Here is a 24,679-nt window from a genome sequence, read left to right on the forward strand (position 1 = left end):
ATATTCGTTTTATAATATAATAATGAGTTCACCGGTTCAATCTCGGTTTCCGCTACAATAAAAAAGACATTTAAGAGTTTCTTAAATGTCTTTTTTATTGTGTTAGTAAACGAAACTGCTTCCACCCAGGAATTCTCTCAATAATGATGTAGGAGGGAGTTCAGTATCTTGTATTGATACAAAATAGCTTAGGAAGTGCAGCAGGCGGTGTGCTTCTGAGTATTCCGGACATTTGTTCGGTACTTTTCTTAGTATAGGTTCAATGTGATCCTTGATTACTGCAAGTTCGAAAAGCAATGCGGAATTGAACATGGCATCTGCATTTTCCTGATATGGGAAAATCCATTTCTCCTCGCCGGCACGGACACTAGGCCAACGGGCTATTGTCGATTCGGCAGAACTTCCACGATATTTTGAGTCACGGATTATTCTGCGTAGTAATCTGTTGTCTGTTGTTGGAATGTAATTATGTTTGTCAAGCAGAATTGTTGTAAGTGCTGATACATATATCTTATATTTGTTTTCAGCTGGAATATTTGGTGTAAGTTCAGGATTAAGGGCATGTATTCCCTCAAGTATCAGGATCATGTTATCCTCTAATCTGAATTTTATACCGCTGCTCTCTCTCATTCCACTTGAGAAATTGAATTTAGGCAGTTCCACTTCTCCTCCCTCAAGTAATGTGTCCAGTTGTTTTTTGAAGAAAGGAAGATCCACGGCGTATAGTGATTCGAAATCGTGGTTACCGTTTTCGTCAAGTGGAGTATTGTCTCTGTTTACAAAATAGTCATCAAGAGATATAGGATATGGTTTCAGTCCGTTTGTCATGAGTTGGATACTCAATCGTTTGCTGAACGTTGTTTTCCCTGATGATGAAGGTCCTGATATAAGTATTATCTTTACTCTGTTCTCGCCTACCTGTCTTGCGGCTATTTCATCTGCAATTTTTACAATTTTTCTTTCCTGGAGAGCTTCCGAAACGTTTATAAGATCGATGGCATGTCCTTCATTGCATGCTATGTTGAAATCGCCTACAGTACTTATTCCAAGAATCTCATTCCATCTGTGATGCTCCTGGAAAACTTCTAGCATTTTTTCCTGTTTTATGAGTTCTTCTATTTTCTCAGGATTGTTTTTATTTGGTATCTGCAGCAACAGTCCGTCGTAATACTTTACGATATCGAATTTCTTTATGTATCCGGTGCTAGGCACAAGGCTGCTGTAGTAACAGTCCAGTGTATCTCCAAGTCTATAGTAGAATGAATACAGTTTTCCGGATGTTGACAGGAGTTTTACTTTGTCTGTCATGCCTCTTTCCTGGAAAATCTTTATCACATCTTCCGTTCTTTGTTCATAGCGTGTGATGGGTAAATCCTCGTTGATAATTTCCTGCATTCTTTTCTTGATGCGTGAAACATCGTCAAGTCCGATGGTTCTGTCAATGTGTAATTTGCAGAAGTATCCCTTCGAAACAGGGTGTTCCAGGGATATTGTTCCGCATGGATAAAGGTCGTCAACGGCTTTTACTAGTATGAAACATAACGAACGTACGTATGTTCTCATGCCTGACGCGCTTGTTATGTCGAGGAATTCAACGTCCTTGTTGTAATATACCCGGAAATTTAGATTTTCTACCTTGTTATTTACCTTTGCGCTTACCGGTCCGTATGGCATATTCAAGCCAAGTTCCCTATAAATGTCTATAAGAGATGTCCCTTCTGGAAATTCTCTTGTTTCTTTGTTATTTTTGCAATATATTTGTAACATAATTGTAACATGTATTACTAATTGGATGAACTGGCAGTCAATTTACTCAATTATATCCAGATTGCCTATATCTAGCCTAAATAATAACAGATGGAATATTCTTTTTATGATTTTTTAAAGTTGCTAGGCTCTTTGGCTTTGTTCCTTTACGGAATGAAGATTATGAGCGAAGGTTTGCAGAAATTTGCAGGTGACCGCTTGCGAAGTATTTTAACTGCGATGACAACCAATCGTGTAACAGGAGTCCTGACTGGTATGCTTATCACAGCATTGATACAGTCTTCTTCGGCTACTACGGTGATGGTTGTCAGTTTTGTTAATGCCGGTCTTCTTGAACTGGCCCAGTCTATAGGTGTTATCATGGGTGCGAATATCGGTACTACGGTTACTGCATGGATAATATCTGCGTTAGGATTTAAAGTAGATATATCCGCTTTTTCACTTCCTCTGCTGGCATTCGGTATTCCTTTGCTGTTTTCTCAGAAAAGTTCTCGCAAGTCGGTTGGTGAATTTATTTTCGGATTTGCATTTTTGTTTATGGGGCTCAATCTCTTAAAAACAAATGCGCCGGATTTGAGTCATAATCCTGATATGCTGGCTTTTGTGCAGAATTATACTGATATGGGCTTCATTTCTGTACTGTTGTTTGTTCTGATAGGTACCATACTTACAATGATAGTTCAGGCTTCGGCTGCAACAATGGCTATAACATTGATTATGTGTGCCAACGGATGGATTAGTTTCGAACTTGGAGCGGCTTTGGTGCTTGGCGAAAATATAGGTACTACAATAACTGCAAATCTGGCTGCTTTGACTGCAAATACGCAGGCCAGGAGAGCGGCTATGGCACATTTGATGTTTAATATATTCGGTGTTGTCTGGGTGTTGATATTGTTCAGACCGTTCCTTTCAATGGTGGAATGGATAGTATCCGATTTTATGAATGTGTCTGAGGCAGGGGGTGTGGCCGTTTCATTCAAACTATCGGCATTCCATACATGTTTTAATATATGTAACGTTCTCATACTTATATGGTTTGTTAATTTTATAGAGAAAACTGTTTGTTGGATTATTCCTCAAAAGGAGCAGGAAGAAGAATATCGTTTGCAGTTCATTTCCGGAGGTATGTTATCCACAGCCGAATTGTCTATTCTTCAGGCTAGAAAAGAAATCAATCTTTTTGCAGAACGTATTCAGCGTATGTTCGGTATGGTACGCGACTTGTTGCATGTCAAAAATGAATCGGAATTCAACAAACTGTTCAGCCGAATAGAGAAATACGAAAATATCAGCGATAATATGGAGCTGGAGATTGCAAAATATCTTAATCAGGTATCCGAAGGAAGATTGAGTTCCGAAAGTAAGGTGCAGATAATGGGTATGCTCCGTGAAGTTACGGAAATAGAAAGTATTGGTGACAGCTGTTACAATATTGCACGTACCATTAACCGCAAAAATCGTGGCAATGATGACTTTACCGGTGCACAGTATGACCATATACATCAGATGATGAATCTTACTGATCAGGCTTTGTCGCAGATGATAAAACTGGTTGAAGATACACACCACACAGTGGATGTTAATTGCTCATTCAATCTGGAAAATGAGATAAACAATTATAGAAACAGATTGAAGGGTCAGAATGTGGTTGACGTTAATAATAAAGAGTATGATTATCAGATGGGTGTTCATTACATGGATATTATAGCCGAGTGTGAAAAGCTGGGTGACTATGTTGTGAATGTTGTTGAGGCACACACTGACATCAAGGAAAAGAAAGCATGATGTTGCTTGAGATATGATATAAAAAAATCCGGTAGATAAATTCTACCGGATTTTTTTATGCTATTGATTGATGATTATTTCTCAATGCTGATAAGTTCAACTTCGAAAATCAAAGTAGAGAAAGGTTTGATTTTACCAGCTTCACGAGAACCGTAACCAAGTTCCTGTGGAATATAAAGTTCCCATTTAGAACCTACAGGCATCATAGTAAGAGCTTCTGTCCAACCCTTGATAACCTGGTCTGCACGGAATGTAGTAGGCTCTTTACGTTCGTATGAGCTGTCGAATTCTGTACCGTCGATCATTGTACCTTTGTAGTGAACTTTCACGCGAGAAGTTTTAGTAGGGATTTCACCTTTACCTTCTTTTATGATTCTGTACTGAAGTCCGCTTTCAGTAACCTTGATACCATCTTTGCTCTTGTTGTTGGCAAGGAATTCTTCGTTTTCCTTCTTGTATTCGCCATATTTAGCTTCAAGAGCTTTAGTCTTGATTTCTTCTGATTTTGTACGTACATACATAGAAGCTGAGTCAGGAGCAACAAGGCTGTTTTCTTCTACAGCAGCAATGAAACCTGCCAGGAAGTTTTCTTTGCTCATTGTTGTAGTAGAATCGCCTGCAAACAGCTGGTTGTTGATTGCTTCGTACATATCACCACTTACCTGCTGGCCAATCTGCATACCTGCCATATATGCTTTTTCTTTGTCAGAAGTATTTTTCATACCTTCTTTGATACCTTTGATGAAGTCTGCCATATAGGTAGTGTCAACACCAAGACGACCAACTACATAATCTTTTAAACCTTGAGAATTGCTTACTCCCACCATGTATGAAAGTGTGTCGATGTCACTTTTCATGTTTGCTTTAGGAGTACCGCTTTGACCGCATGAAGCAAGTCCGGCTGCAGCAGCCAATACCATTAAAGCTGTACTTTTTTTCATTTTGACTTTTTAATTTTTTAGATATTAATATTCTGTTGTTTTTTTACCCGTTAAAGAACTTCCAGAAGTTCTACTTCGAAAATCAGTGTACTGTGTGGAGGAATCATTTCGCCTGCACCGTGTGCACCGTAACCCAGTTCTGATGGAATGTAAAGTTTCCATTTTGAACCTTCTGACATAAGCTGCAATGCTTCTACCCATCCTTGAATAACCTGATTTACACCGAATACAGCAGGCTCACCGCGCTTGATAGAACTGTCGAACAGTGTACCGTCGATAAGTGTACCTTCGTAATGGCAACGTACTCTATCAGTAGCTTTTGGCTTTTTGCCGTTTCCTTCTTTGATTACTTCGTACTGTAATCCGCTTGGCAATGTAACGATGTTTTCTTTATTCTTGTTTTCTTCAAGGAAGGCCTTGCCTTTTTCTATATTTTCAGAATTTACTTTTTCTTCAAGTTCAGTGAAAAACTTGTTTACTATTTCGCGGGCTTCATCGTGAGTAATAGCTGTTTTGTTCCCCTCGAGCACGTCTTTTATTGCCTGTGCGAAATCTTTTACCTGAATGTTGCGGGCACCCATGCTCCACAAGTTTTGGCCTATCCCCAGACCAATGGCATAACTGAATTTATCCATGAATTTTGTTATATATTATTATAATAATTTATTCGGATGGCAAAGGTATCTTTTTTCTTTGAAACAGAGGAACTTTGAGTGATAATTTTTCTTATTTTTGTGGTGACAACATATAAAAAGTACAGATAAACATGAAAAAAATAGTTGTATTGACAGGCGCGGGTATGAGTGCCGAGAGTGGAATAAGTACTTTCAGAGATTCTGGTGGACTATGGGAAAAGTATCCGGTAGAGCAAGTGGCTACTCCTGAAGGATATGCCGCAAATCCTAAACTGGTAATAGATTTTTATAATGACAGACGCAAGCAGTTGTTGGAAGTGGAACCTAATTTAGGACATAAAATTCTGGCTGAGTTGGAAAAAGATTTTGACATAACTGTTGTAACTCAAAACGTTGACAATCTGCATGAACGTGCAGGAAGCACAAACGTCATTCATTTGCACGGAGAACTTACAAAAGTAACATCAAGCCGTGAGCCAAACAATCCTAAATATATAAAGGAACTTGCTCCTGAAAACTTCGAAGTTAAAATCGGTGATTTGGCCGATGACGGTTCTCAGTTACGACCGTTCATTGTATGGTTCGGCGAGTCTGTCCCTATGATAGAAACAGCTATAGACTATGTGGAAAAAGCGGATATTTTTGTCATAATAGGAACATCGATGAATGTATATCCGGCTGCCGGATTGCTCAATTATGTAAATCCTTCCGTTCCTGTTTATCTGATAGATCCTAATCCGGTGAATATAACATCGGGGCGTAAGATACACGTAATATCTAAAGGTGCTTCTGCCGGAATGGAAGATTTAAGAAAAATATTGCTAAATAAATTATGACGTGAACATTTTTATAATTACATTTGTTTTGTAATTAGTATTGAAACAATAGACTAACATTTATTTTAAATTAGAAAGCGTTATGAAAAAGTACATTTGCACAGTTTGTGATTGGGTTTATGATCCTGAAACAGGTGATCCAGATAACGGAATAGCTCCAGGTACAGCATTTGAGGATATTCCAGAAGATTGGGTTTGTCCTGTATGCGGTGTTGGTAAAGAAGATTTTCAGGTAGTAGAAGATTAAAACTTATAATCCAACAAAATATTTATCTCCATTCCGGAACTTTTCCGTTATGGAGATTTTTTTTGTTAACTTCCAATCTTTTCTTAACTTTACAGCCGTAAAATAATAACTATATTGAAGAAGTTTATAAATATATTGTTTCTTTTCTTATGGGGAAGTTTTTTCTTCATAACTACTTCTTGTACTCCTGCTGTTGATAATAGCCGGCATGAATCTGAAAATATAGCAGAAGAGGAATGCAGGGAGTATTATAATATTCATAAATTTCTTCTGTCTGATTATAACATCAGACATACGGAAATGCTGGCGGCTGATGTAAGTCAGTTAGGAAGTCTGGCAGTCAACATCCGCGTTATGGTCAAGTTGACGGCAAGGCAGATATACAATACTTCAGTATATTGGGCAAAATACGCGGTCCGGATGATAGCTGAGTATATTCAGCATCTGAGTGTTATAACCGAAAATCTTAACTCTAGCAAATTTCGTATTGGCATGACTGGTAGTCACATCATGTATTTATACCAGCTGTGTCATATTCTTATTTAGTCCTATTTTTGTCTCTTTATTCATTGTTATTGGATGGTTTGTATCATCCTAAAGGAAGGTTAGTGCCTTTCCGAAATTCATTTTATGTATAATTAATTCATTAGAAAATCAGACAAATAAATTTTATGGACTCAAATTCATTGTTTTCAAATGTACACGATCATGTTTCACGTCGTACAGACATACGTTCAATCATATTTTCAGTTATTTTGATTTTGATAGGTGGAGCAGCTTTTTATGTATCCATTATGGAAGGAAATGAATCATCTTCAATAAGCATGCTTGTTATGACAATAGGTGCCGCATTATTGTTAGTAGGTGTTTTTCGTCTTTTCTGGAAAAGTCATAGCTGGTTTTATACACCCACACAAAGTCGTATAGCCGTAAAAAGTGAATTTTACGAAGCGGCAGATTTCCGTAGTCTGAAGTCTGTATTGGAAAGTAATAACTTTTCTGGAGAAAAAACAGTAAGGAGTGGAAATACTGGAGGAATCAGAATGGATTACATGTATTCAAAAGACCGTAAATTTGCAGCTGTACAGCTGTTTCAATTCTCATCCTATATTTATCAGCCTGTGACAGACGTTTTTTATTATAAGGATATGACTGCTGATGAGTTTATCTGCTGTGCTGAGAAGAAAATGTTCTGATACTTTTCTTAATATCTAAACTTCTTGATTATTATATAGAACTTCCTAAGCGATACAATTGACTGTATCGTCTTGGAAGTTCTTTTATTTTTATGATAATTTATTTTACCTTTTCCATAGCCTGTTCAAGGTCGGATATAATATCATTTACATTTTCTATACCGACAGAAAGACGTATCAGGTCAGGAGCCACACCGGCTTCAATCAGTTGTTCATCGCTTAACTGACGGTGTGTATGACTTGCCGGATGAAGCACACAAGTACGTGCATCTGCCACGTGTGTTACGATACAGATCATCTTCAGGTTGTCCATGAATTCTATAGCTTCCTCACGGCTGCCGTTCAGTCCGAAAGCAATCACTCCACATGAACCGTTAGGCATATATTTCTGACCCAATTCATAATATTTGCTACTCTTCAGTCCGCAATAGTTAACCCATTTTACCTTAGGGTTGGCTTCAAGCCATTCAGCTATTTTCTGAGCGTTCTCGCAGTGGCGAGGCATACGCAGATGCAGAGTCTCCAATCCCAAATTAAGCAGAAATGCATTTTCCGGTGATTGTATTGAACCCAGATCACGCATCAGCTGGACTGTAGCCTTAGTGATATATGCCATTTTACCGAATGCTTTTGTGTAAACAAGTCCATGGTAAGATTCATCTGGTTTTGTAAGTCCAGGGAATTTGTCGGCATTTGCTTCCCAATCGAAGTTACCGCTATCCACTACGGCACCTCCCACACAAGTAGCGTGTCCGTCCATGTATTTTGTTGTAGAGTGAGTGACGATATCAGCTCCCCATTCGAATGGGCGGCAGTTGATAGGAGTTGCAAAAGTATTGTCCACAATCAGAGGAACACCATGGCTGTGAGCTATACGTGCAAATTTTTCAATATCCAGAACATTGATACTTGGGTTTGAAATAGTTTCTCCAAACAGACATTTTGTGTTAGGACGGAAAGCCTTTGATATTTTCTCTTCACTGGCGTCAGCATCAACGAAAGTACATTCTATACCAAGTTTTTTCATTGTAACGGCAAAGAGGTTGAATGTTCCACCGTAGATAGTAGAAGAGCATACAAAGTGATCTCCTGCTTCACAGATATTGAATACGGCGTAGAAATTGGCAGCCTGTCCTGAAGAAGTAAGCATAGCACCTACACCACCTTCCAGAACTGCTATTTTTGAAGCTACAGCATCGTTGGTAGGATTCTGAAGTCTAGTATAGAAATAACCGGACTCTTCCAAATCGAATAAACGTGCCATCTGTTCGCTTGTTTCATATTTGAAAGTTGTTGACTGATATATAGGCAATACTCTCGGTTCACCTTTTTTAGGTTGCCATCCGGCCTGTACGCATAGAGTTTCTCTACTGAGTTTATTTTCCATAATGTTTTATTTTTTATTGAATATTTATTTTATTGACGGCAAAATTACTAATATTTCCGTCAATTAGTGGACGAATGACAAAAAAAAGAATTATATTTGAACATTATAACCTAATAAGAATATTTGTATGGAAGATGAAATCTATTTTAAGCATGTAATACCGGCTCAAATCCGGTTCAGTGATGTTGACCAGTTCGGACACATGAACAATTCTGTGTATTTCTCTTTATATGACCTTGCAAAAACTACCTATTTCAAGGATGTGTTTGGCGATTTGCATGACTGGAATAAATTTGCGGTTGTTGTGGCAAATATAAATGCAGACTTCATGGCTCCGGTATTTTTTTCCGATGAACTTATTATTGAAACCACAGTAGTTCATTTGGGTAATAAAAGTTTGACATTGCTTCAGCGTGCGGTAAACAAGTCAAGCGGTGTATTGAAATGTCAATGTCTGACAGTGCTTGTCGGTTATGATGTGACTTCCAAGGAACCTGTTCCAATTCCTATGATTTATAAGAAAGCGATATGTGATTATGAAGGGAAAACTCTTGAGGAGTTGTCAAAGAAATAAAAAACAAACCGTTATAGTCTGAAGATTATAGCGGTTTGTTTTTTTTAATTTCATTTCTTAACCTTCACCTCATACAAATCATTTCGTCTGTCTTTCAGGTTTCTTACACTACCGTAGGTGTGTAGCTCATTCAATAGGTCAAGATCTACATCAGATACGAGAATCATTTCTGTGTTCGGAGTAGCCTCGGCACGTTTACCGTCGGTAGGGAATGTGAAGTCGCAAGGAGTAAATACCCCTGATTGTGCATACTGTATGTCCATGTTATGTACACGTGGCAGGTTACCTACACTTCCCGCTATTACGACGAAACATTCGTTTTCTATTGCTCTGGCATGAGCGCATACTTTAACTCGGCTATATGCGTTCTGTGTGTCGGTCATGAAAGGAACGAATAGAATCTGCATACCCTGATCTGCCATAATACGCGATAGTTCAGGGAATTCCACATCGTAACATATCAGTACACCGATTTTTGCACAGTCGGTTTCAAATGTCTTGATGGAACGTCCTCCGGTAAGTCCCCAGCTCTTTGTCTCATCCGGAGTGACGTGGATTTTTTCGTACATTTCTGTCGTACCGTCACGTCGGCACAGAAAACCTACATTATACAGTCGTCCGTCCTCTTTTATCTGAGGCATACTTCCTGTGATGATATTGATATTATAGCTGATAGCCAGTTTTATAAAGCGTTCGCGTATTTCGTCGGTATAGGCGGCAAGACCACGTATTGCTTCCGATTCCGCTTCATTGTTGAAATGTGCCATCAATGGGGCGTTGAAGTATTCAGGGAAAAGAATGAAGTCACTCTTGTAGTCGGATACAGCGTCAACAAAGAATTCTACCTGTTCGAACAAATCGTCAAGTGTGTTGTATGAACGCATCTGCCATTGCACCAGTCCCACACGCACTGAAGTCTTTGGACTGATATATTCCTGTGTAGGCGGCTGATAATAGATATTGTCCCATTGCAGCAGACATGCATAGTGTCTTGATTCCTCATCGTTTGGAAGATAGTTACGCATAACCTTGCGCACGTGGAAATCGTTTGATAGCTGGAATGTCAGTACAGGGTCATAGATTTCTTTTTGTCTTACCTTGTCTATGTATTCCTTAGGACGCATCTTGTCGGCATATTTGTGATAGTTCGGTATTCTACCGCCAAACATGATGGCTTTCAGGTTCAGTTCCTCGCACAATTCCTTGCGATATTCGTACATACGTCGTGCCAGTCGCAGTCCTCTGTATTGCGGATGAATGAACACCTCTATACCGTAAAGGATGTTTCCTTTCGGATTGTGAGTGTTGAATGTCTCCTTACCTGTCACCTGAGCGTAAGTGTGGTCGTTCTTTACGTCGTCATAGTTTACTATTATTGACAGGGCGCATCCCACAATCTTTTCATCTACCACTGTAACTATCTGTCCTTCCGGGAAAATCTTTATAAGTTTTTCTATTTGTTTGTGTGTCCAGAAAACGTCGCTTCCGTCGGAGTAAACACGTGTGAACGATTGTGCCAGCTGGTCATAATCTTCGATTTGTAGATTTCTGATCTGTACTTTGTTGATTTTTAGTGAGTCCATTGTTTTATGTTATGATATATCTTTTCCTCAATAATGAAAATATCTCCAATCCCATAATCGGTATTGGAGATATTGTGAAAGTTTTTTTTATTTGTACGATTTCTTATATATTTCCAGAACTTCCTCGTCTGTAAGTGGGCGGACATCGAAGCGGTAGAATCCTCCGGCTATGTCTCTTGCGTTGGTAACCATGTCAGGCAGATCTTCCGGTTTCATGCCCCAGTCGCTAAGCTTCAGGTTGTCCATTCCGCATTCTTTTTTCATCAGAGCAAGTGCTTCTAGGAAGTCGCTCGGTCTGTTACTCTTTTTCTGAGTCATTACTTCCGCCATTTTCATATAGCGTTTCATGCAGTCATTCTTGAATGTCTCGAAATAAGCATCACTCAGTGCGATAAGTCCTGCACCGTGTGGAAGTTCAGGATATTTTGCACTCATGGCATGTTCCAATGCATGTTGCGACACACATCTTGATGTAGCTTCCACCAGTCCGGCTAGAGTGCTACCCCAAGCCACTTTGGCTCTTGCCTTAAGATTGCGTCCGTCTTTTACTGCAACAGGCAGATATTTATAGAGAAGTCTCACGGCTTCCAGTGCATAAAGGTCGCTGATAGGTGTAGCGCAGTTTGCAATAAATCCTTCCGAAGCATGGAAGAAAGCGTCGAATCCCTGATATGCAGTCAGCTGTGGTGGAACTGAAAGCATCATTTCAGGATCCACTATTGACAGTTTAGGGAAAGTGTATTGACATCCGAAACCTATTTTCTCTGTTTTTTCTGTATTTGTTATTACAGTCCACGGGTCAACCTCTGTACCTGTACCGGCTGTTGTAGGTATGGCGATGACAGGCAATGCACCTTTTACAGGACGTCCTTTACCAGAACCGCTCTGGATGTAATCCCAGTAATCGCCATCGTTGCATGCCATTACTGCTATGGCTTTTGCAGAATCGATTGAACTTCCGCCTCCAAGTCCGATAAGCATGTCACACTTCATTTCGCGGCAAATGGCTGCCCCTTCCATCACATGGTCTTTTATAGGGTTAGGAAGTATCTTGTCATATACTATTGAATCCACATCGTTTTCTTTAAGCAGTTCTATAACCTTGTCCAAATAACCGTATTTGCGCATTGATGAACCTGCTGAGATAACAATCATGGCTTTCTTTCCTGGAAGTTGCTCAGTGGCAAGATTCTTTATTTCGCCACATCCGAACATCAGTTTGGTAGGAATGTTCAGACTGAAAACTGGATTAGTATTCATAATGTCTATAGTTTTAAAGTTCGTATTTTCAAAATTAAGCAATTCCGTTGATAATAGGTCATGCTAATAGTTAAAAAATACTATTCATTTCATGACTCTGTCTGTCGTTCTGATAATGTCTTTAAAAATCAATACCTTTGCATCCGTATAAAAAATGATAGAAACAATGAAAACCGTAAAAAAGAGTTTTCCAGTAGTTGGAATGAGTTGTGCAGGATGTTCGGCCCGTGTTGACAAGACATTGAACAAGCAACCCGGAATAATAAGCGCATCTGTTAATCTTGCGGCTGCAATGGCTACTGTGGAGTACAATCCTGACGAATGCACTCCGGAACAATTGAAGGAAGCTGTCCGTAAAATAGGCTTCGACCTTATTATTGAAGAAAAGAAAGAGGTGCAGAAAGAAGCTGAAGAAGCACGCAAGAGTCATTACAAGATATTGAAGATAAAGACTCTTCTGGCCATACTTCTTGCTCTTCCCGTATCGGTGATAGCAATGTTCTTTCACGATATGCCATATGCCTCACATATAATGGCAGTACTTTCCGCTGTAGTTGTCTTCGGACTGGGAAATGGATTTTTCGTCAATGCCTTCAAACTCCTCACGAAAGGTGGCGCAAATATGGATACACTCGTAGCATTGAGCACTGGTATATCCTTTCTTTTCAGTCTGTTCAATATGTTCTTTCCGGACTATCTTCTACGTCACGGAATAATTCCTCATGTATATTTCGAAGCGGCATCTATGATAGTAGCCTTTATCCTTTTGGGACGTACATTGGAGGATAGGGCAAAGGGAAATACAGCCGAAGCGATAAAGAAACTTATGGGACTCCAGCCTAAAAAGGTGACAGTGATGCGGAACGGTACGGAGATGGAGACAGATATTGACATGCTTATGGTTGGTGATACAGTAGTGGTGAAGCCAGGTGAGCGTATAGCAGTAGATGGTACTGTGGTTTTAGGCTCGTCATACGTTGACGAAAGTATGTTGAGCGGCGAACCTGTTGCCGTACTGAAAGAGAAAGGCTCAAAGGTTTATGCCGGAACTATCAACCAGAAGGGAAGTTTCAGATTTTTGGCAGAGAAGGTAGGCAGTGAGACTGTTCTGGCTCAAATCATAAAAATGGTTCAGGATGCTCAGGGAAGCAAGGCACCCGTCCAGAAACTTGTAGATAAAGTGGCAGGAATATTCGTCCCTATTATCATATCAATAGCTTTACTCTCATTCGTTCTTTGGGTATCTCTGGATTCCGAAAGTGGACTTACCCATGGTTTTCTAGCTGCTGTTACAGTGCTGGTTGTAGCCTGTCCGTGTGCTTTGGGACTTGCCACACCAACGGCCATTATGGTGGGTATAGGAAAGGGAGCCGAGATGGGAATACTGATTAAGGATGCCGACAGTCTGGAGATAGCCCGCAATGTTGATACTGTGGTCCTTGACAAAACAGGAACTATCACCGAAGGCAAACCGGTGGTTACAGACTGGATGTGGGTAAACGGGACAGATGATGCCAAAAGTATATTGTGCGGACTGGAGAAACACTCAGAACACCCGTTGGCTATGGCTGTTGTTCAAAGTATAGGAACAGAGCCGGCTGAAATTACAGGTTTTGAAAGCATAACAGGTCAGGGAGTAAAAGGTATTAGCGACGGGAAAACATATATTGCAGGAAACAGACGTTTGATTTCATCCTGCGGAATTGTTATACCTTCTGATATGGAAGAAAAAGCATCAACACTTGCCGCGCAGGGTAAGACAGTGATATGGTTTGCCGATAATGAAAAGGTATTGTGCCTGTGTGCCATAACAGACAAGATGAAAGAATCGTCCGCTGCGGCAATATCCAGACTGAAGAGTATGGGTATAAAAGTAGTAATGCTTACCGGAGATGCCGATGCTCCTGCACGTTATATGGCAGGATTGTCGGGAGTGGACGACTATAAGTCGGAAGTCACTCCACAGCAGAAGGCTGAGTTTATCAGGACACTCCGTTCTCAGGGCAGGGTAGTGGCAATGGCAGGCGACGGTATAAACGACAGTGCCGCCCTTGCTGAGGCTGATTTGAGTATTGCCATGGGTAAAGGTAGCGATATCGCCATGGATGTTGCAAAGGTGACTATCATTTCATCTAATCTGGAGAAGATTGCAGACACTATAAGCCTTTCGCGTCATACTGTGCGTACTATCCGCCAGAACCTGTTCTGGGCGTTTATATATAATTTAATAGGTGTCCCTGTAGCGGCAGGTGTCCTATATCCTATAAACGGTTTTCTTTTAAATCCGATGATAGCCAGTGCTGCCATGGCGATGAGCAGTGTAAGTGTTGTTACTAACAGTTTGCGATTGAAAAAAGCTAAATTATAACCTATTTTTGACCATTAAAAAAACGTGCGCAAGTTTCAGGTAAAACGTGCGTCCATTTCAGGTCGAACGTGCGTCCGTTTTGAATCGAATGTGCGCACGTTTTTTTTTGAGGCTTGATTGCATTGATTTTTAGTGTATATTAAATTACCATCTGACAGTTCCGTTTTAAAGGGAAAATATGAACAGTCAAAGCGAAAATATCGTAGCGATTATCTGAGCGTAACATCCTAACTTTGCGCCGGATAAACAAGAAAAACGATATGAAAAGACTATTACTCAATTTTGCTTTTGCCTGTTCGCTTTTTCCTCTTGGAGCGCAGCAGGTGTTGACGCTGGAAGAATGTCTGCAGATAGGTATTGAGAATAACCTCACACTGCAGTCCAAGCGCAACGAAATTATCAAAGGAAAGCACAGCATTTCGGAGAACCGTTCCAAGCTTCTACCACAAATCAATGCTGTGGCATCATTCAACGACAATTTTAACCCTCCCGTTTCAGTTACCGACGGCTCGGCATACGGTAATCCTTACAACGTGACAAAGACGTTGCAGTATAACGCGTCGGCAGGACTGCAACTTCAGATGCCTCTCTACAACCAGACCATCTATACAGCCATGTCGGTTACCAAGATGATGGACGAAATAAACACCCTGTCTTACGACAAGGCACGCGAGGATCTGATAATGCAAATCACAAAGATGTATTATCTGGGCCAGAGTACAGCCGAGCAGATTTCCATAGTGAAAGAAAACATCACCCGTCTGGAAGAACTGAGGGATATCACTACTGCTTTCTTCGACAATGGTATGGCAATGGAAGTGGATGTGAAGCGTGTAAATATCAATCTCGAAAACCTTCAGGTGCAGTATGATAATGCCGTGGCAATGCTCACACAACAAATCAACATGCTGAAATATGTGATAGACTATCCTGCTGAAACAGACATCACACTCACTCCGGTGGATACTGAAAGCATCATTCCTGTAGAAATGAGCGGTCTGTACGAAGGTCAGCCGGAACTGGAATTGCTTAAGAAACAAAGTACGCTGGCTGAGAAACAGAAGAAAATGATTTCGCAGGGATATATTCCTTCGTTGTCGCTTACCGGAAGTTTCATGTATTCAGCATTCACTGATAAGGCGAAGAACTGGTTTCATGACGGACCGTCAAGCAAATGGTATAACTCATCAGGTATAGGTCTGACATTAAGAGTGCCGATATTCGACGGACTTGACAAACGTTCGAAGATAAGAAAGGCGAAACTTGACATTGAAAATGCGAAACTGTCGTACGAAAACGCTTTGAAAAGTTTCAGAACTCAGTATCTGAATGCCACGAACGACCTTATGAACAGCCGTCGCAATTTCACTAAACAAAAAGATAACTACCTGTTGGCTGAAGACGTTTACGAAGTGACTTCCGACCGCTACCGTGAAGGAGTGGCGTCAATGACAGAAGTACTTCAGGACGAAATGCGTATGAGTGAGGCACAGAACAACTATGTGACAGCACATTATAACTACCGCGTGAATAATCTTACGATGCTGAAACTTACAGGAAAACTTGAGACATTATTAAAATAATAGTAAACAAGGTTTCAGTTACAAGTTGTTAGAAGGTTCTCTCCTTGTTAACTTGTCAACTCGTTAACTTGTCACCTATATAAATAACTTCAAATAAAAAACGATATGGAAACAAAAGAACTTGATATAAAGAAAAATACACTTGAGCAACAAGCTGCAAAACTCAGAAAACAACGCCGCCGTCAGATGCTGGCAAGTACATTCGGAATTATAATCCTCTTGATAGGGCTTTATCAGATTGGAGTAATGTTCTTCAGCTACAAACTTAACGAAACAAGCAATGACGCACAGATAGAACAATACATTTCGCCGGTAAATCTCCGTGCTTCGGGATATATAAAAAAGGTGTATTTCACAGAACATCAGACTGTGAAGAAAGGCGACACACTGATGGTTCTCGACGACCGTGAATACCGTATCCGTGTGATGGAAGCGGAGGCTGCACTGAAAGATGCCATGGCAGGAGCATCAGTTATAGGTCAGACACTCCAGACCACAAAGGCTTCCGCTTCGGTTTATGAGGCTTCAATCTCCGAAGTGGAAATCCGTCTGGCTAAACTGGACAAAGATCGCAAACGTTACGAAAACCTTCTTCAGAGAAATGCTGCCACACCTATCCAACTCGAGCAAATAGAGACAGAATATGAGGCAACTAAGAAAAAACTCGTGGCTTTGAAACGTCAGCAGGAAGCAGCAATGTCGGGAGTGAACGAAGTATCAACCCGTCGTCAGAACATGGAAGCTGCCATACAGCGCGCACAGGCTGCACTCGAAATGGCAAGACTCAATCTTTCATACACAGTAGTTACAGCACCATGCGACGGACAGTTGGGACGCCGCGCAATAGAGGAAGGACAGTTCATCTCTGCCGGACAGACCATAACCTATATATTGCCTGATACACAGAAATGGGTGATAGCCAACTATAAGGAAACACAGGTGGAAAACCTTCATATAGGTCAGGAGGTTACACTTACGGTAGATGCTATCAGCGACAAGGAATTCAAAGGAAAGATTACAGCCATATCCGGTGCCACAGGTTCAAAATACTCACTCGTTCCAACCGACAATTCAGCCGGAAACTTTGTGAAGATACGTCAGCGTGTTCCTGTAAGAATAGATTTCGAAGGGCTGAGCAAGGAAGACAATGAACGTCTTGCTGCCGGAATGATGGTTATTGTGAAAGCAAAATTATAATCTATGTCAAAGAATTATCCATTCTATAATTGGGTTCCCAAACCTGTAGGTATAATCCTGCTGATACTGCTTTTCATCCCGATACTGACTGTTGGTGGAGTATATACTGCCAACAGCGGTGAGATGACAAGCGGACTGGGAATCCAGTCGGAACATATCCAGTTCGTGGGGTTCGTCACCTCAATAGGTATGGCAGCCTTCGCTCCATTCTTCTATCAGCTGGTATGTATCCGTCGTGAAAAGATGATGTGCGTGGTGGGGTTTTCACTTTTGTACATCCTCAGTTATGTGTGTGCTGTCACCGACAGTATCTTCCTTCTTGCATTGTGCAGCCTTATCATGGGTTTCCTCCGTATGGTGCTTATGATGGTGAATCTCTTTACCCTGATAAAATACGCTTTCGGAATGGAAGCTACAAGGAATATCACTCCCGGAATGGAACCGACCACGGAAGAAGGTTGGGATGCCCTTGATGCAGAAAAAAGCAAGAGTATGCCTATTATCTACCTCTTCTTCATGATACTCGGACAGATAGGAACATCGCTCACAGCATGGCTGGCATACGAATATCAGTGGCAGGATGTGTATTACTACATGATGGGAATGACACTTGCAGCCATACTTATTATAATGGTGACAATGCCTTATCATAGCTATAACAGCCGACGTTTCCCTATCAATTTCCGCAAGTTCGGAAGTGTAGCAGTTTTCAGCGCTATGATGACGTGTATAGTCTATGTATTGGTTTACGGCAAGACTCTCGACTGGTATTCCGATCCTACAATAGTCCGTTCCACTGTGCTTGCCGTGGTGTTCGGTGCAGCCTTCTTCTATATGGAATCTTCCGGACGTTCGCCGTATTTCATGATGGAAGTGTTCCGTTTGCGTACCATCAATATGGGTTTTGTACTCTTTCTTCTGCTGATGATATTCAACACCAGTTCCATGTTTGTAAATGTCTTCACCGGAGTAGGCATGAAGATTGACAACTGGCAGAATGCCGCCCTAGGCAACTGGAGCATATTGGGATATTTCATAGGAGCGGTAATAGCCATAGTATTGGGTTCAAAAGGAGTGAAACTGAAATACCTTTTCGGAATGGGCTTTCTTCTGATAGGAATGTCGGCACTGTTCATGTATTTCGAAGTACAGACAGCAGGATTGTATGAAAGGATGAAATATCCGGTGATAATCCGTTCTACAGGGATGATGCTGTTATATTCTCTTGCTGCTGTACATGCCAATCAGCGTATGCCGTACAAATATATGTCCACTTGGATTTGCATAATGCTTTCTGTACGTATGATTTTAGGACCATGTATTGGTACTTCACTTTATACCAATGTGCTTCAGCATCGCCAGCAACATTACATCACACGTTTCGCACATGACGTAGATAGGGTAGAAGCACAGAATGCAGCTTCTTACGACCAGACAGTGCGAGGAATGCTCTATCAGGGTAAGAGTGAAACCGAAGCAGAGAACATGGCTGCCATATCAACAAAGGGTAAGGTACAGGTTCAGGCTACACTCTCGGCTGTGAAGGAAATGTCAGGCTGGACATTCTATGGATGTATGATTTCTATGCTTTTCGTTCTTGTTTATCCATATCGCAAGAGGAAATTATCGGCTTAGCGTGAATTTTTTCCGCTAAGTCCGGTAATTTTACTAACTTAGCCGTTGTTTAGATACAAGGCTTCAGTTGACAAGTTAATACAAAGGTTTTTATATATGAAAGGAAACCTTGTCAACTCGTAACTGATACCTTGTCAACTAATAAAAGGCTTATGATAAACAGTTCTGAAAGATTAATAAAGCTGGAAGAAAAAATATCCGGTCAGTCTGATGTATGTTCATCGGGCGGACCGGTTTTTGATTTTCCGGAAAGTATGAAAAAGGGATTCGTCAATTTCGGTATAGGTCTGATTGTATGCCATACCGGTAAGTTTGATTTTAATCTTTCCGGTAAATGTTATGCGGCACAAACGGGTGAGACCGTTTTCATCCATGAAGGTTCTTTTTTTCGAATAACCGGTCAGTCTGAAAATCTGGAAGTAAGTATTATTATATATAAGGTGTCGCCAATACGTGATGTTCTCGGGAATATGGTTTATTCCGTGCACCTCTACTCGCAGATGTCGCCGGAAACACATTGTGTATGGAATACCGGCGATGAAGATGATGTGGCAGGATATATATCACTCATCGGAACAGAACAGCCGGAACAGGATGACTTTTTCCCTGTTTACGAAAAGCGCCTTCTTTTATTGTCTCTTACATATCGTCTTTGTTCCGTATTTCAGAAGAGATTCCTTTCCGAAAATTCTGTAGGAGCAAGACGTACGGAAATATTTCTCCGTCTCATCCAACTTATCGACCGTTATTTCATGTCAGAACGCGGAGTTGAGTTCTATGCCGACAAACTGTTTCTTTCTCCGAAGTATCTTTCCGGACTTTCGAAAGCCGTCTGTGGATATACCGTTCAGGAATTGGTATTCAAAGCTATAATCCGTAAATCGATGGCAATGCTTGACAGTACGAACAAAACAGTGCAGGAAATATCCGATGAGTTTAATTTCCCTAATCCTTCCAGTTTCGGAACATTCTTCAAGAAGCAGGTAGGGATGTCTCCTCAGAAGTATAGGGAGAGAGGAGAGTGAGTTTTTTAATATCCAAAAATCATTTATTAAAACATATAATACTATGAAATTTATAGGAAAAAAATTATTTGCAGCTTTAATCCTTCAGGCTGCCGTTTCAGGTAATTACCTGTATGCCGATGTTTATCGACAGAATATTAATGAAGGCTGGAAATTCCGACAGGCAAGACTGAATAACTGGTACAATGCCACTGTGCCTGGAGTTGTTCATACCGATTTGATGGACAATGCGATAATAGACGATCCTTTTTTCAGATTGAATGAAAGGGCTGTTCAATGGGTGGATAAGGAAGACTGGATATACGAAACTGTTATTATCGGAGAAGATAAGGTCTTGAACTCATCAAATCAGTGTCTTGTGTTTAAAGGCCTTGACACATACGCCGATGTATATCTAAACGACTCATTGATTCTTAAAGCCGACAATATGTTCAGGGAATGGAGCGTCGATGTAAAAGGAATACTGAAGAAAGGCGACAATAAATTAAGAGTCTATTTCCATTCACCTATAAAAATAGATATGCCAAAATGGGAAGCTCTTCCTTATCAGTTGGAGTCCGGAAATGACCAGTCAGAAAACGGAGGCCTGCTGGACAGAAAAATCGGTATTTTTGCCCGTAAGGCAGGCTATCATTACGGTTGGGACTGGGGGCCACGATTGGTTACTTCTGGTATATGGAGACCTGTTTATCTTGAAGCATGGAATGATGTAAGGATAGAAAACGTACAGCTTATACAGAATAAAGTAAATTCAGGTTCTGCCAGACTCTCTTCAGTAGTAGAAATTATTTCCGATGATGATGCTTCCGGAGCTGTTGTATCTGTAAAAGCCGACGGGAAGGTGGTATCCCAGAAAAAGGTTGATCTTGTAAAGGGTATGAATAAGGTCACTTTGGATTACACCATAAAGAATCCAAAGCTTTGGTGGACAAACGGATTGGGTAATCCGTACTTGTATGATTTTACCACTACAGTGGCAATGAGTGACGGAACTAAGGATTCGGTTGATGATAGAATAGGTATCAGATCATTGAGAGTGGTGGAAGATAAAGATGAGGCAGGAACAACTCTATACTTTGAGTTAAACGGAAAGCCGGTCTTTATGAAAGGAGCCAATTATATTCCTAGCGATAACTTCCTTCCAAGAGTGACTGATGAAAAGTACGAACGTACAATATTGGATGCCAAGAATGCTAATATGAACATGCTTCGTATTTGGGGAGGAGGTATCTATGAAAATGACATCTTCTATGATTTATGCGACGAACACGGTATTCTGGTTTGGCAGGACTTTATGTTTGCCTGCTCGCTATATCCGGGTGATGACGCTTTTATGGAAAATGTACGTCAGGAGGCTATAGACAATGTTCGCCGTTTGAGAAATCATCCATGTATTGCCCTGTGGTGCGGTAACAATGAAAATCTGGATGCATGGTTCGGATGGGGTTGGAAGCGCAAATACGAGGCTATGGGCAACGGATATGCCGACAGTCTATGGAACGATTTCTACGAACTTTATTTTAAGCTTCTTCCTGAAGTTGTAGAAGAGTATGGAAGCGGAACTGGATATAGAGGCTCATCGCCAATGGCTTATCCTGAAGGAAAATCAGACGGAGTGAACGGTGATTCTCATTACTGGGGAGTATGGCATGGAAATCATCCTATATCACAATATAATACAGAGCGCAGCCGTTTCTTCTCTGAATACGGATTCCAGTCGTTCCCTGAATATGAATCAGTGAAACTTTATGCTCCTGAAAAGAGAGACCATGATATTAATTCGGAAGTAATGATGTCGCATCAGCGCGGCGGTTCATTTGCCAACAACCGTATAAAGGAATATATGCTCAAGAGCTATAATGAACCTAAGGATTTCGAACACTTCCTGTATGTAGGTATGATTCTTCAGGGCGATGCCATAAAGACAGCAATGGAAGCACACCGTAGGGATATGCCTTACTGCATGGGTTCTTTGTTCTGGCAGCACAATGACTGTTGGCCTGTAGCTTCATGGGCAAGCCGTGACTATTATGGACGCTGGAAAGCTCAGCATTATTTTGCAAAGAAAGCTTACGATATGATACTTGTTTCTCCAGTTGTTTTGAATGAAAAACTTACAGTTCATCTTGTATCTGATTATCTGAAAGCAGTAAGCGGAAAATTCTCTCTCAAGGTGATGGATATGAAAGGCAATGTGGTTTATGATAAGTCAATGTCATTGAAAACTCCAGTAAACGGTTCTGAGCTTGTATTTGAATCAGCAATTAATGATGTATTGGGAGGCAAGTCAAAGAATGATGTGATAATTTATACAGAATTCGAGACTAAAGATAAAACTTATACCAATGTAGCTTATGCAGCCGAACAGAAAGATATGAATTATGAGAAAGCTAATATTTCTTGGAGTGCTAAGAAGGCAGAAGGCGGATATGATGTTACTTTGAAATCAGATGTCTTTGCCCGTGGAGTATTCATGTCACTGTCCGGAATAGATAATTTCTTTGAAGATAACTATTTTGATTTGTTGCCAGGTAAGGAAGTAACAATTAATGTTAAGACAGATTTGTCTCTGTCTGTATTCAAGGAACAGTTGAAGGTTATTTCTTTGGTAGATAGTTATAATTAATTCAAAAAACATATAGATATATATTGATTTTAAAATTAGGATGTGCTATTTGTGCATATCCTAATTTTTTTATAGTACGCTCGGCATGAGTATTAGCTAACGGGTGCAAGTCCCCAATGAGCCCTAATAGCGGGAATCATACAGCCAATAGCAAGGGTGTCCATCGCGAGTTGGAATCTGAAGGAAGCTGGCGGCAAACATCTGGTCTGACGAACAGAAACTTCATATAAGGCATAAAACCGTGGGTAAGGTTGCTATACAAACCAAAGCCCTATAGCTATTCGGAACGGTTGGTGTAAATGAAGCAGACATAAGATTGAAAGTTAATACCCTTATCCGAGGAGGTCTCACGGACGCATGAGAATAGAAAAAAACGAAATCAGCGGAGTAAAGCTTGCCGTGAGAAGTCAGCAGAGGTCACAGTAGCAAACGTGTCGATAGTTTTGTGAAGGACTGAACCTAATAATTAAACGATAGTAATTGAAACATACCTAATGAAAGAACGAATGCAGAAAACATTATCCGAAGTTAATGACTGCCCTCAAATAGATAGGTCGGAAACCGAATGGTATGAGGGAGTGCAGACTTTCATGTGGATGTGTGAAGACAACATCGTGGAAGTACCATTCGACAAGGAACACCTTCTCGAGCAAATCCTGAGTCCTTCGAATCTTAATCGAGCCTATAAGGCAGTGATTGGAAACAAGGGTAGTGGGGGTATCGACAAGATGTCATGTGAACAGTTGCTCCCATGGCTCAAGCCCCATAAGGATTTACTTATCCGTTCCTTAATGGACGATTCTTACCGTCCTAACCCAGTCAAAAGGGTAGAAATCCCCAAGGATAACGGCAAGATGCGCCTATTAGGCATCCCCACGGTGGTAGACCGTTTGGTGCAACAAGCCATTAACCAGGTTCTGAGCCCTATCTATGAGAAACAAATCTCCAGTAGAAGTTACGGCTTCCGTCCGAGAAGAGGCTGCCATGACGCGGTAAGAGGAGCTCAAGAGATAATCAACGAAGGCTACACATACGTAGTAGACCTTGACCTTGAACGCTTCTTTGATACCGTTAATCATAGCAAACTCATAGAAATCCTCAGCCGCACTATTAAAGACGGCAGAGTTGTCAGTCTAATACACAAATATCTCCGAAGTGGTGTAGTTAACAAAGGTCTGTTCGAGATGAGCGAGGAAGGAACTCCCCAAGGAGGACCACTAAGTCCATTACTGAGCAATATCATGCTCAATGAGTTGGACAAGGAACTCGAACGCAGAGGACATCCTTTTGTGCGCTATGCCGATGACTCAATGATATTCTGCAAATCCAAAAGGGCAGCAAGAAGAGTCAAAGAGTCCATAACCCGATTTATAGAGGAAACTCTATATCTTAAAGTCAATAAAGAAAAGACTGTAGTATCGTATGTTCAAGGAGTGAAATATCTCGGTTATTCCTTTTATGTAACGAAAGGCAAATGTCGCCTTACAGTACACCCGAAATCCAAAGCTAAGATGAAATCTAGACTCAAAGAGCTGACGAATCGTAGCAATGGTTGGGGATACGTCAAGAGGAAACAGAAACTGAAAGATTACATACGAGGATGGATTGGATATTATCATCTTGCCGATATGAAACGTTTTCTTCTTGATATTGATGAGTGGTTAAGACGTAGAATACGCATGTGTATATGGAAAGCTTGGAAGAAACCTAAGACCAAGGTGGCAAACCTCATTAAATGTGGTATAGAAAAATACAAGGCATGTGAATGGGGTAACACTCGCAAAGGTTATTGGCGTATTGCTGATAGTCCTATACTGAAAGTGGCGATAAATAACGATAGCTTGAGAAAAGTAGGATATTCCACCTTAATGGGTTCGTATCTCGAATGGCACCCAAAAATAGGAACCGCCGTATGCCGAACGGCACGTACGGTGGTGTGAGAGGTCGGTAAACACGAAAATAGGAGATAAACACCTATGATTAGTGTTTACCTCCTACTCGATTTTTTTTCTTTTGATGGTTAATGGTAAAACA

At 40.8% G+C, this 24,679-nt stretch carries 19 protein-coding genes; 13 read left to right on the forward strand and 6 right to left on the reverse strand.

Translation table 11 applies throughout. The features are described from left to right. Positions 1-102: 102 nt before the first annotated feature. Positions 103-1,767 (reverse strand): nucleoside kinase, encoded by a 1,665-nt coding sequence (locus OCV82_RS04490; RefSeq protein WP_154043312.1) that lies wholly within the window; start codon positions 1,765-1,767, stop codon positions 103-105. A 90-nt stretch (positions 1,768-1,857) separates the two neighbouring features. Here OCV82_RS04490 and OCV82_RS04495 point away from each other — a divergent pair, with 90 nt between their 5' ends. Beyond that, positions 1,858-3,552 (forward strand): Na/Pi cotransporter family protein, encoded by a 1,695-nt coding sequence (locus OCV82_RS04495; protein WP_154043313.1) that lies wholly within the window; start codon positions 1,858-1,860, stop codon positions 3,550-3,552. A gap of 74 nt (positions 3,553-3,626) precedes the next feature. On the opposite strand, the gene OCV82_RS04500 is transcribed toward OCV82_RS04495, so the two are convergent. Together OCV82_RS04500 and OCV82_RS04505 are read right to left on the reverse strand one after the other, a co-directional pair. Beyond that, positions 3,627-4,493, reverse strand: coding sequence for an FKBP-type peptidyl-prolyl cis-trans isomerase (locus OCV82_RS04500; protein ID WP_154043314.1), 867 nt, complete (start codon positions 4,491-4,493; stop codon positions 3,627-3,629). Between the two features lie 50 nt (positions 4,494-4,543). Further along, entirely contained in the window at positions 4,544-5,128 is a 585-nt protein-coding gene (locus OCV82_RS04505) for an FKBP-type peptidyl-prolyl cis-trans isomerase (protein ID WP_154043315.1), read from the reverse strand. 131 nt (positions 5,129-5,259) lie between these two features. Here OCV82_RS04505 and OCV82_RS04510 point away from each other — a divergent pair, with 131 nt between their 5' ends. The 4 genes from OCV82_RS04510 (at position 5,260) to OCV82_RS04525 (ending at position 7,407) form a co-directional block, all read left to right on the forward strand. Further along, positions 5,260-5,964 (forward strand): SIR2 family NAD-dependent protein deacylase, encoded by a 705-nt coding sequence (locus tag OCV82_RS04510; protein WP_154043316.1) that lies wholly within the window; start codon positions 5,260-5,262, stop codon positions 5,962-5,964. Between the two features lie 82 nt (positions 5,965-6,046). Further along, on the forward strand, positions 6,047-6,211 hold the full coding sequence (rd, locus tag OCV82_RS04515; protein ID WP_154043317.1) for a rubredoxin: 165 nt from the start codon (positions 6,047-6,049) through the stop codon (positions 6,209-6,211). A gap of 114 nt (positions 6,212-6,325) precedes the next feature. Next, on the forward strand, positions 6,326-6,757 hold the full coding sequence (locus tag OCV82_RS04520) for a hypothetical protein (RefSeq protein WP_154043318.1): 432 nt from the start codon (positions 6,326-6,328) through the stop codon (positions 6,755-6,757). Between the two features lie 125 nt (positions 6,758-6,882). After that, the gene (locus OCV82_RS04525) at positions 6,883-7,407 is read left to right on the forward strand and encodes a hypothetical protein (protein WP_154043319.1); all 525 of its coding nucleotides are present in this window, start codon (positions 6,883-6,885) and stop codon (positions 7,405-7,407) included. Between the two features lie 100 nt (positions 7,408-7,507). Here OCV82_RS04525 and OCV82_RS04530 read toward each other — a convergent pair whose 3' ends face one another. After that, positions 7,508-8,794 carry an O-acetylhomoserine aminocarboxypropyltransferase/cysteine synthase family protein gene (locus OCV82_RS04530; RefSeq protein ID WP_154043320.1) on the reverse strand — a complete coding sequence of 429 codons (1,287 nt, stop codon included), beginning with the start codon at positions 8,792-8,794 and terminating at the stop codon, positions 7,508-7,510. A gap of 127 nt (positions 8,795-8,921) precedes the next feature. On the opposite strand from OCV82_RS04530, the gene OCV82_RS04535 reads away from it, so the two are divergent. Continuing rightward, on the forward strand, positions 8,922-9,368 hold the full coding sequence (locus OCV82_RS04535) for an acyl-CoA thioesterase (RefSeq protein WP_154043321.1): 447 nt from the start codon (positions 8,922-8,924) through the stop codon (positions 9,366-9,368). A gap of 50 nt (positions 9,369-9,418) precedes the next feature. Here the strand turns inward: OCV82_RS04535 and OCV82_RS04540 are convergent, their stop codons facing one another. Both OCV82_RS04540 and OCV82_RS04545 read right to left on the reverse strand, forming a co-directional pair. Then, positions 9,419-10,951, reverse strand: a complete 1,533-nt coding sequence (locus tag OCV82_RS04540; RefSeq protein ID WP_154043322.1) for a carbon-nitrogen hydrolase family protein — start codon at positions 10,949-10,951, stop codon at positions 9,419-9,421. Positions 10,952-11,038: 87 nt separating this feature from the next. Further along, complete coding sequence (locus tag OCV82_RS04545; protein WP_154043323.1) at positions 11,039-12,211, reverse strand: iron-containing alcohol dehydrogenase; 1,173 nt, start codon at positions 12,209-12,211, stop codon at positions 11,039-11,041. Between the two features lie 157 nt (positions 12,212-12,368). Between OCV82_RS04545 and OCV82_RS04550 the strand changes: the two genes are divergently transcribed. From OCV82_RS04550 to ltrA, 7 genes are all read left to right on the forward strand, one after another. Next, entirely contained in the window at positions 12,369-14,579 is a 2,211-nt protein-coding gene (locus OCV82_RS04550; RefSeq protein WP_394802647.1) for a heavy metal translocating P-type ATPase, read from the forward strand. A gap of 260 nt (positions 14,580-14,839) precedes the next feature. Further along, entirely contained in the window at positions 14,840-16,162 is a 1,323-nt protein-coding gene (locus OCV82_RS04555) for a TolC family protein (protein WP_154043325.1), read from the forward strand. A gap of 105 nt (positions 16,163-16,267) precedes the next feature. After that, complete coding sequence (locus OCV82_RS04560; protein WP_154043326.1) at positions 16,268-17,359, forward strand: HlyD family secretion protein; 1,092 nt, start codon at positions 16,268-16,270, stop codon at positions 17,357-17,359. A 3-nt stretch (positions 17,360-17,362) separates the two neighbouring features. Further along, the gene (locus OCV82_RS04565; RefSeq protein ID WP_154043327.1) at positions 17,363-18,994 is read left to right on the forward strand and encodes an MFS transporter; all 1,632 of its coding nucleotides are present in this window, start codon (positions 17,363-17,365) and stop codon (positions 18,992-18,994) included. Between the two features lie 152 nt (positions 18,995-19,146). After that, positions 19,147-20,019, forward strand: coding sequence for a helix-turn-helix domain-containing protein (locus tag OCV82_RS04570; protein ID WP_154043328.1), 873 nt, complete (start codon positions 19,147-19,149; stop codon positions 20,017-20,019). Between the two features lie 43 nt (positions 20,020-20,062). After that, on the forward strand, positions 20,063-22,645 hold the full coding sequence (locus OCV82_RS04575) for a beta-mannosidase (RefSeq protein ID WP_154043329.1): 2,583 nt from the start codon (positions 20,063-20,065) through the stop codon (positions 22,643-22,645). A 494-nt stretch (positions 22,646-23,139) separates the two neighbouring features. After that, positions 23,140-24,585, forward strand: coding sequence for a group II intron reverse transcriptase/maturase (ltrA, locus tag OCV82_RS04580; protein WP_154043330.1), 1,446 nt, complete (start codon positions 23,140-23,142; stop codon positions 24,583-24,585). The last annotated feature ends 94 nt before the right edge of the window (positions 24,586-24,679 follow it).

Origin of the sequence: Bacteroides cellulolyticus, assembly GCF_025567135.1 — a bacterium.
Taxonomy (GTDB): domain Bacteria; phylum Bacteroidota; class Bacteroidia; order Bacteroidales; family Bacteroidaceae; genus Phocaeicola; species Phocaeicola cellulolyticus.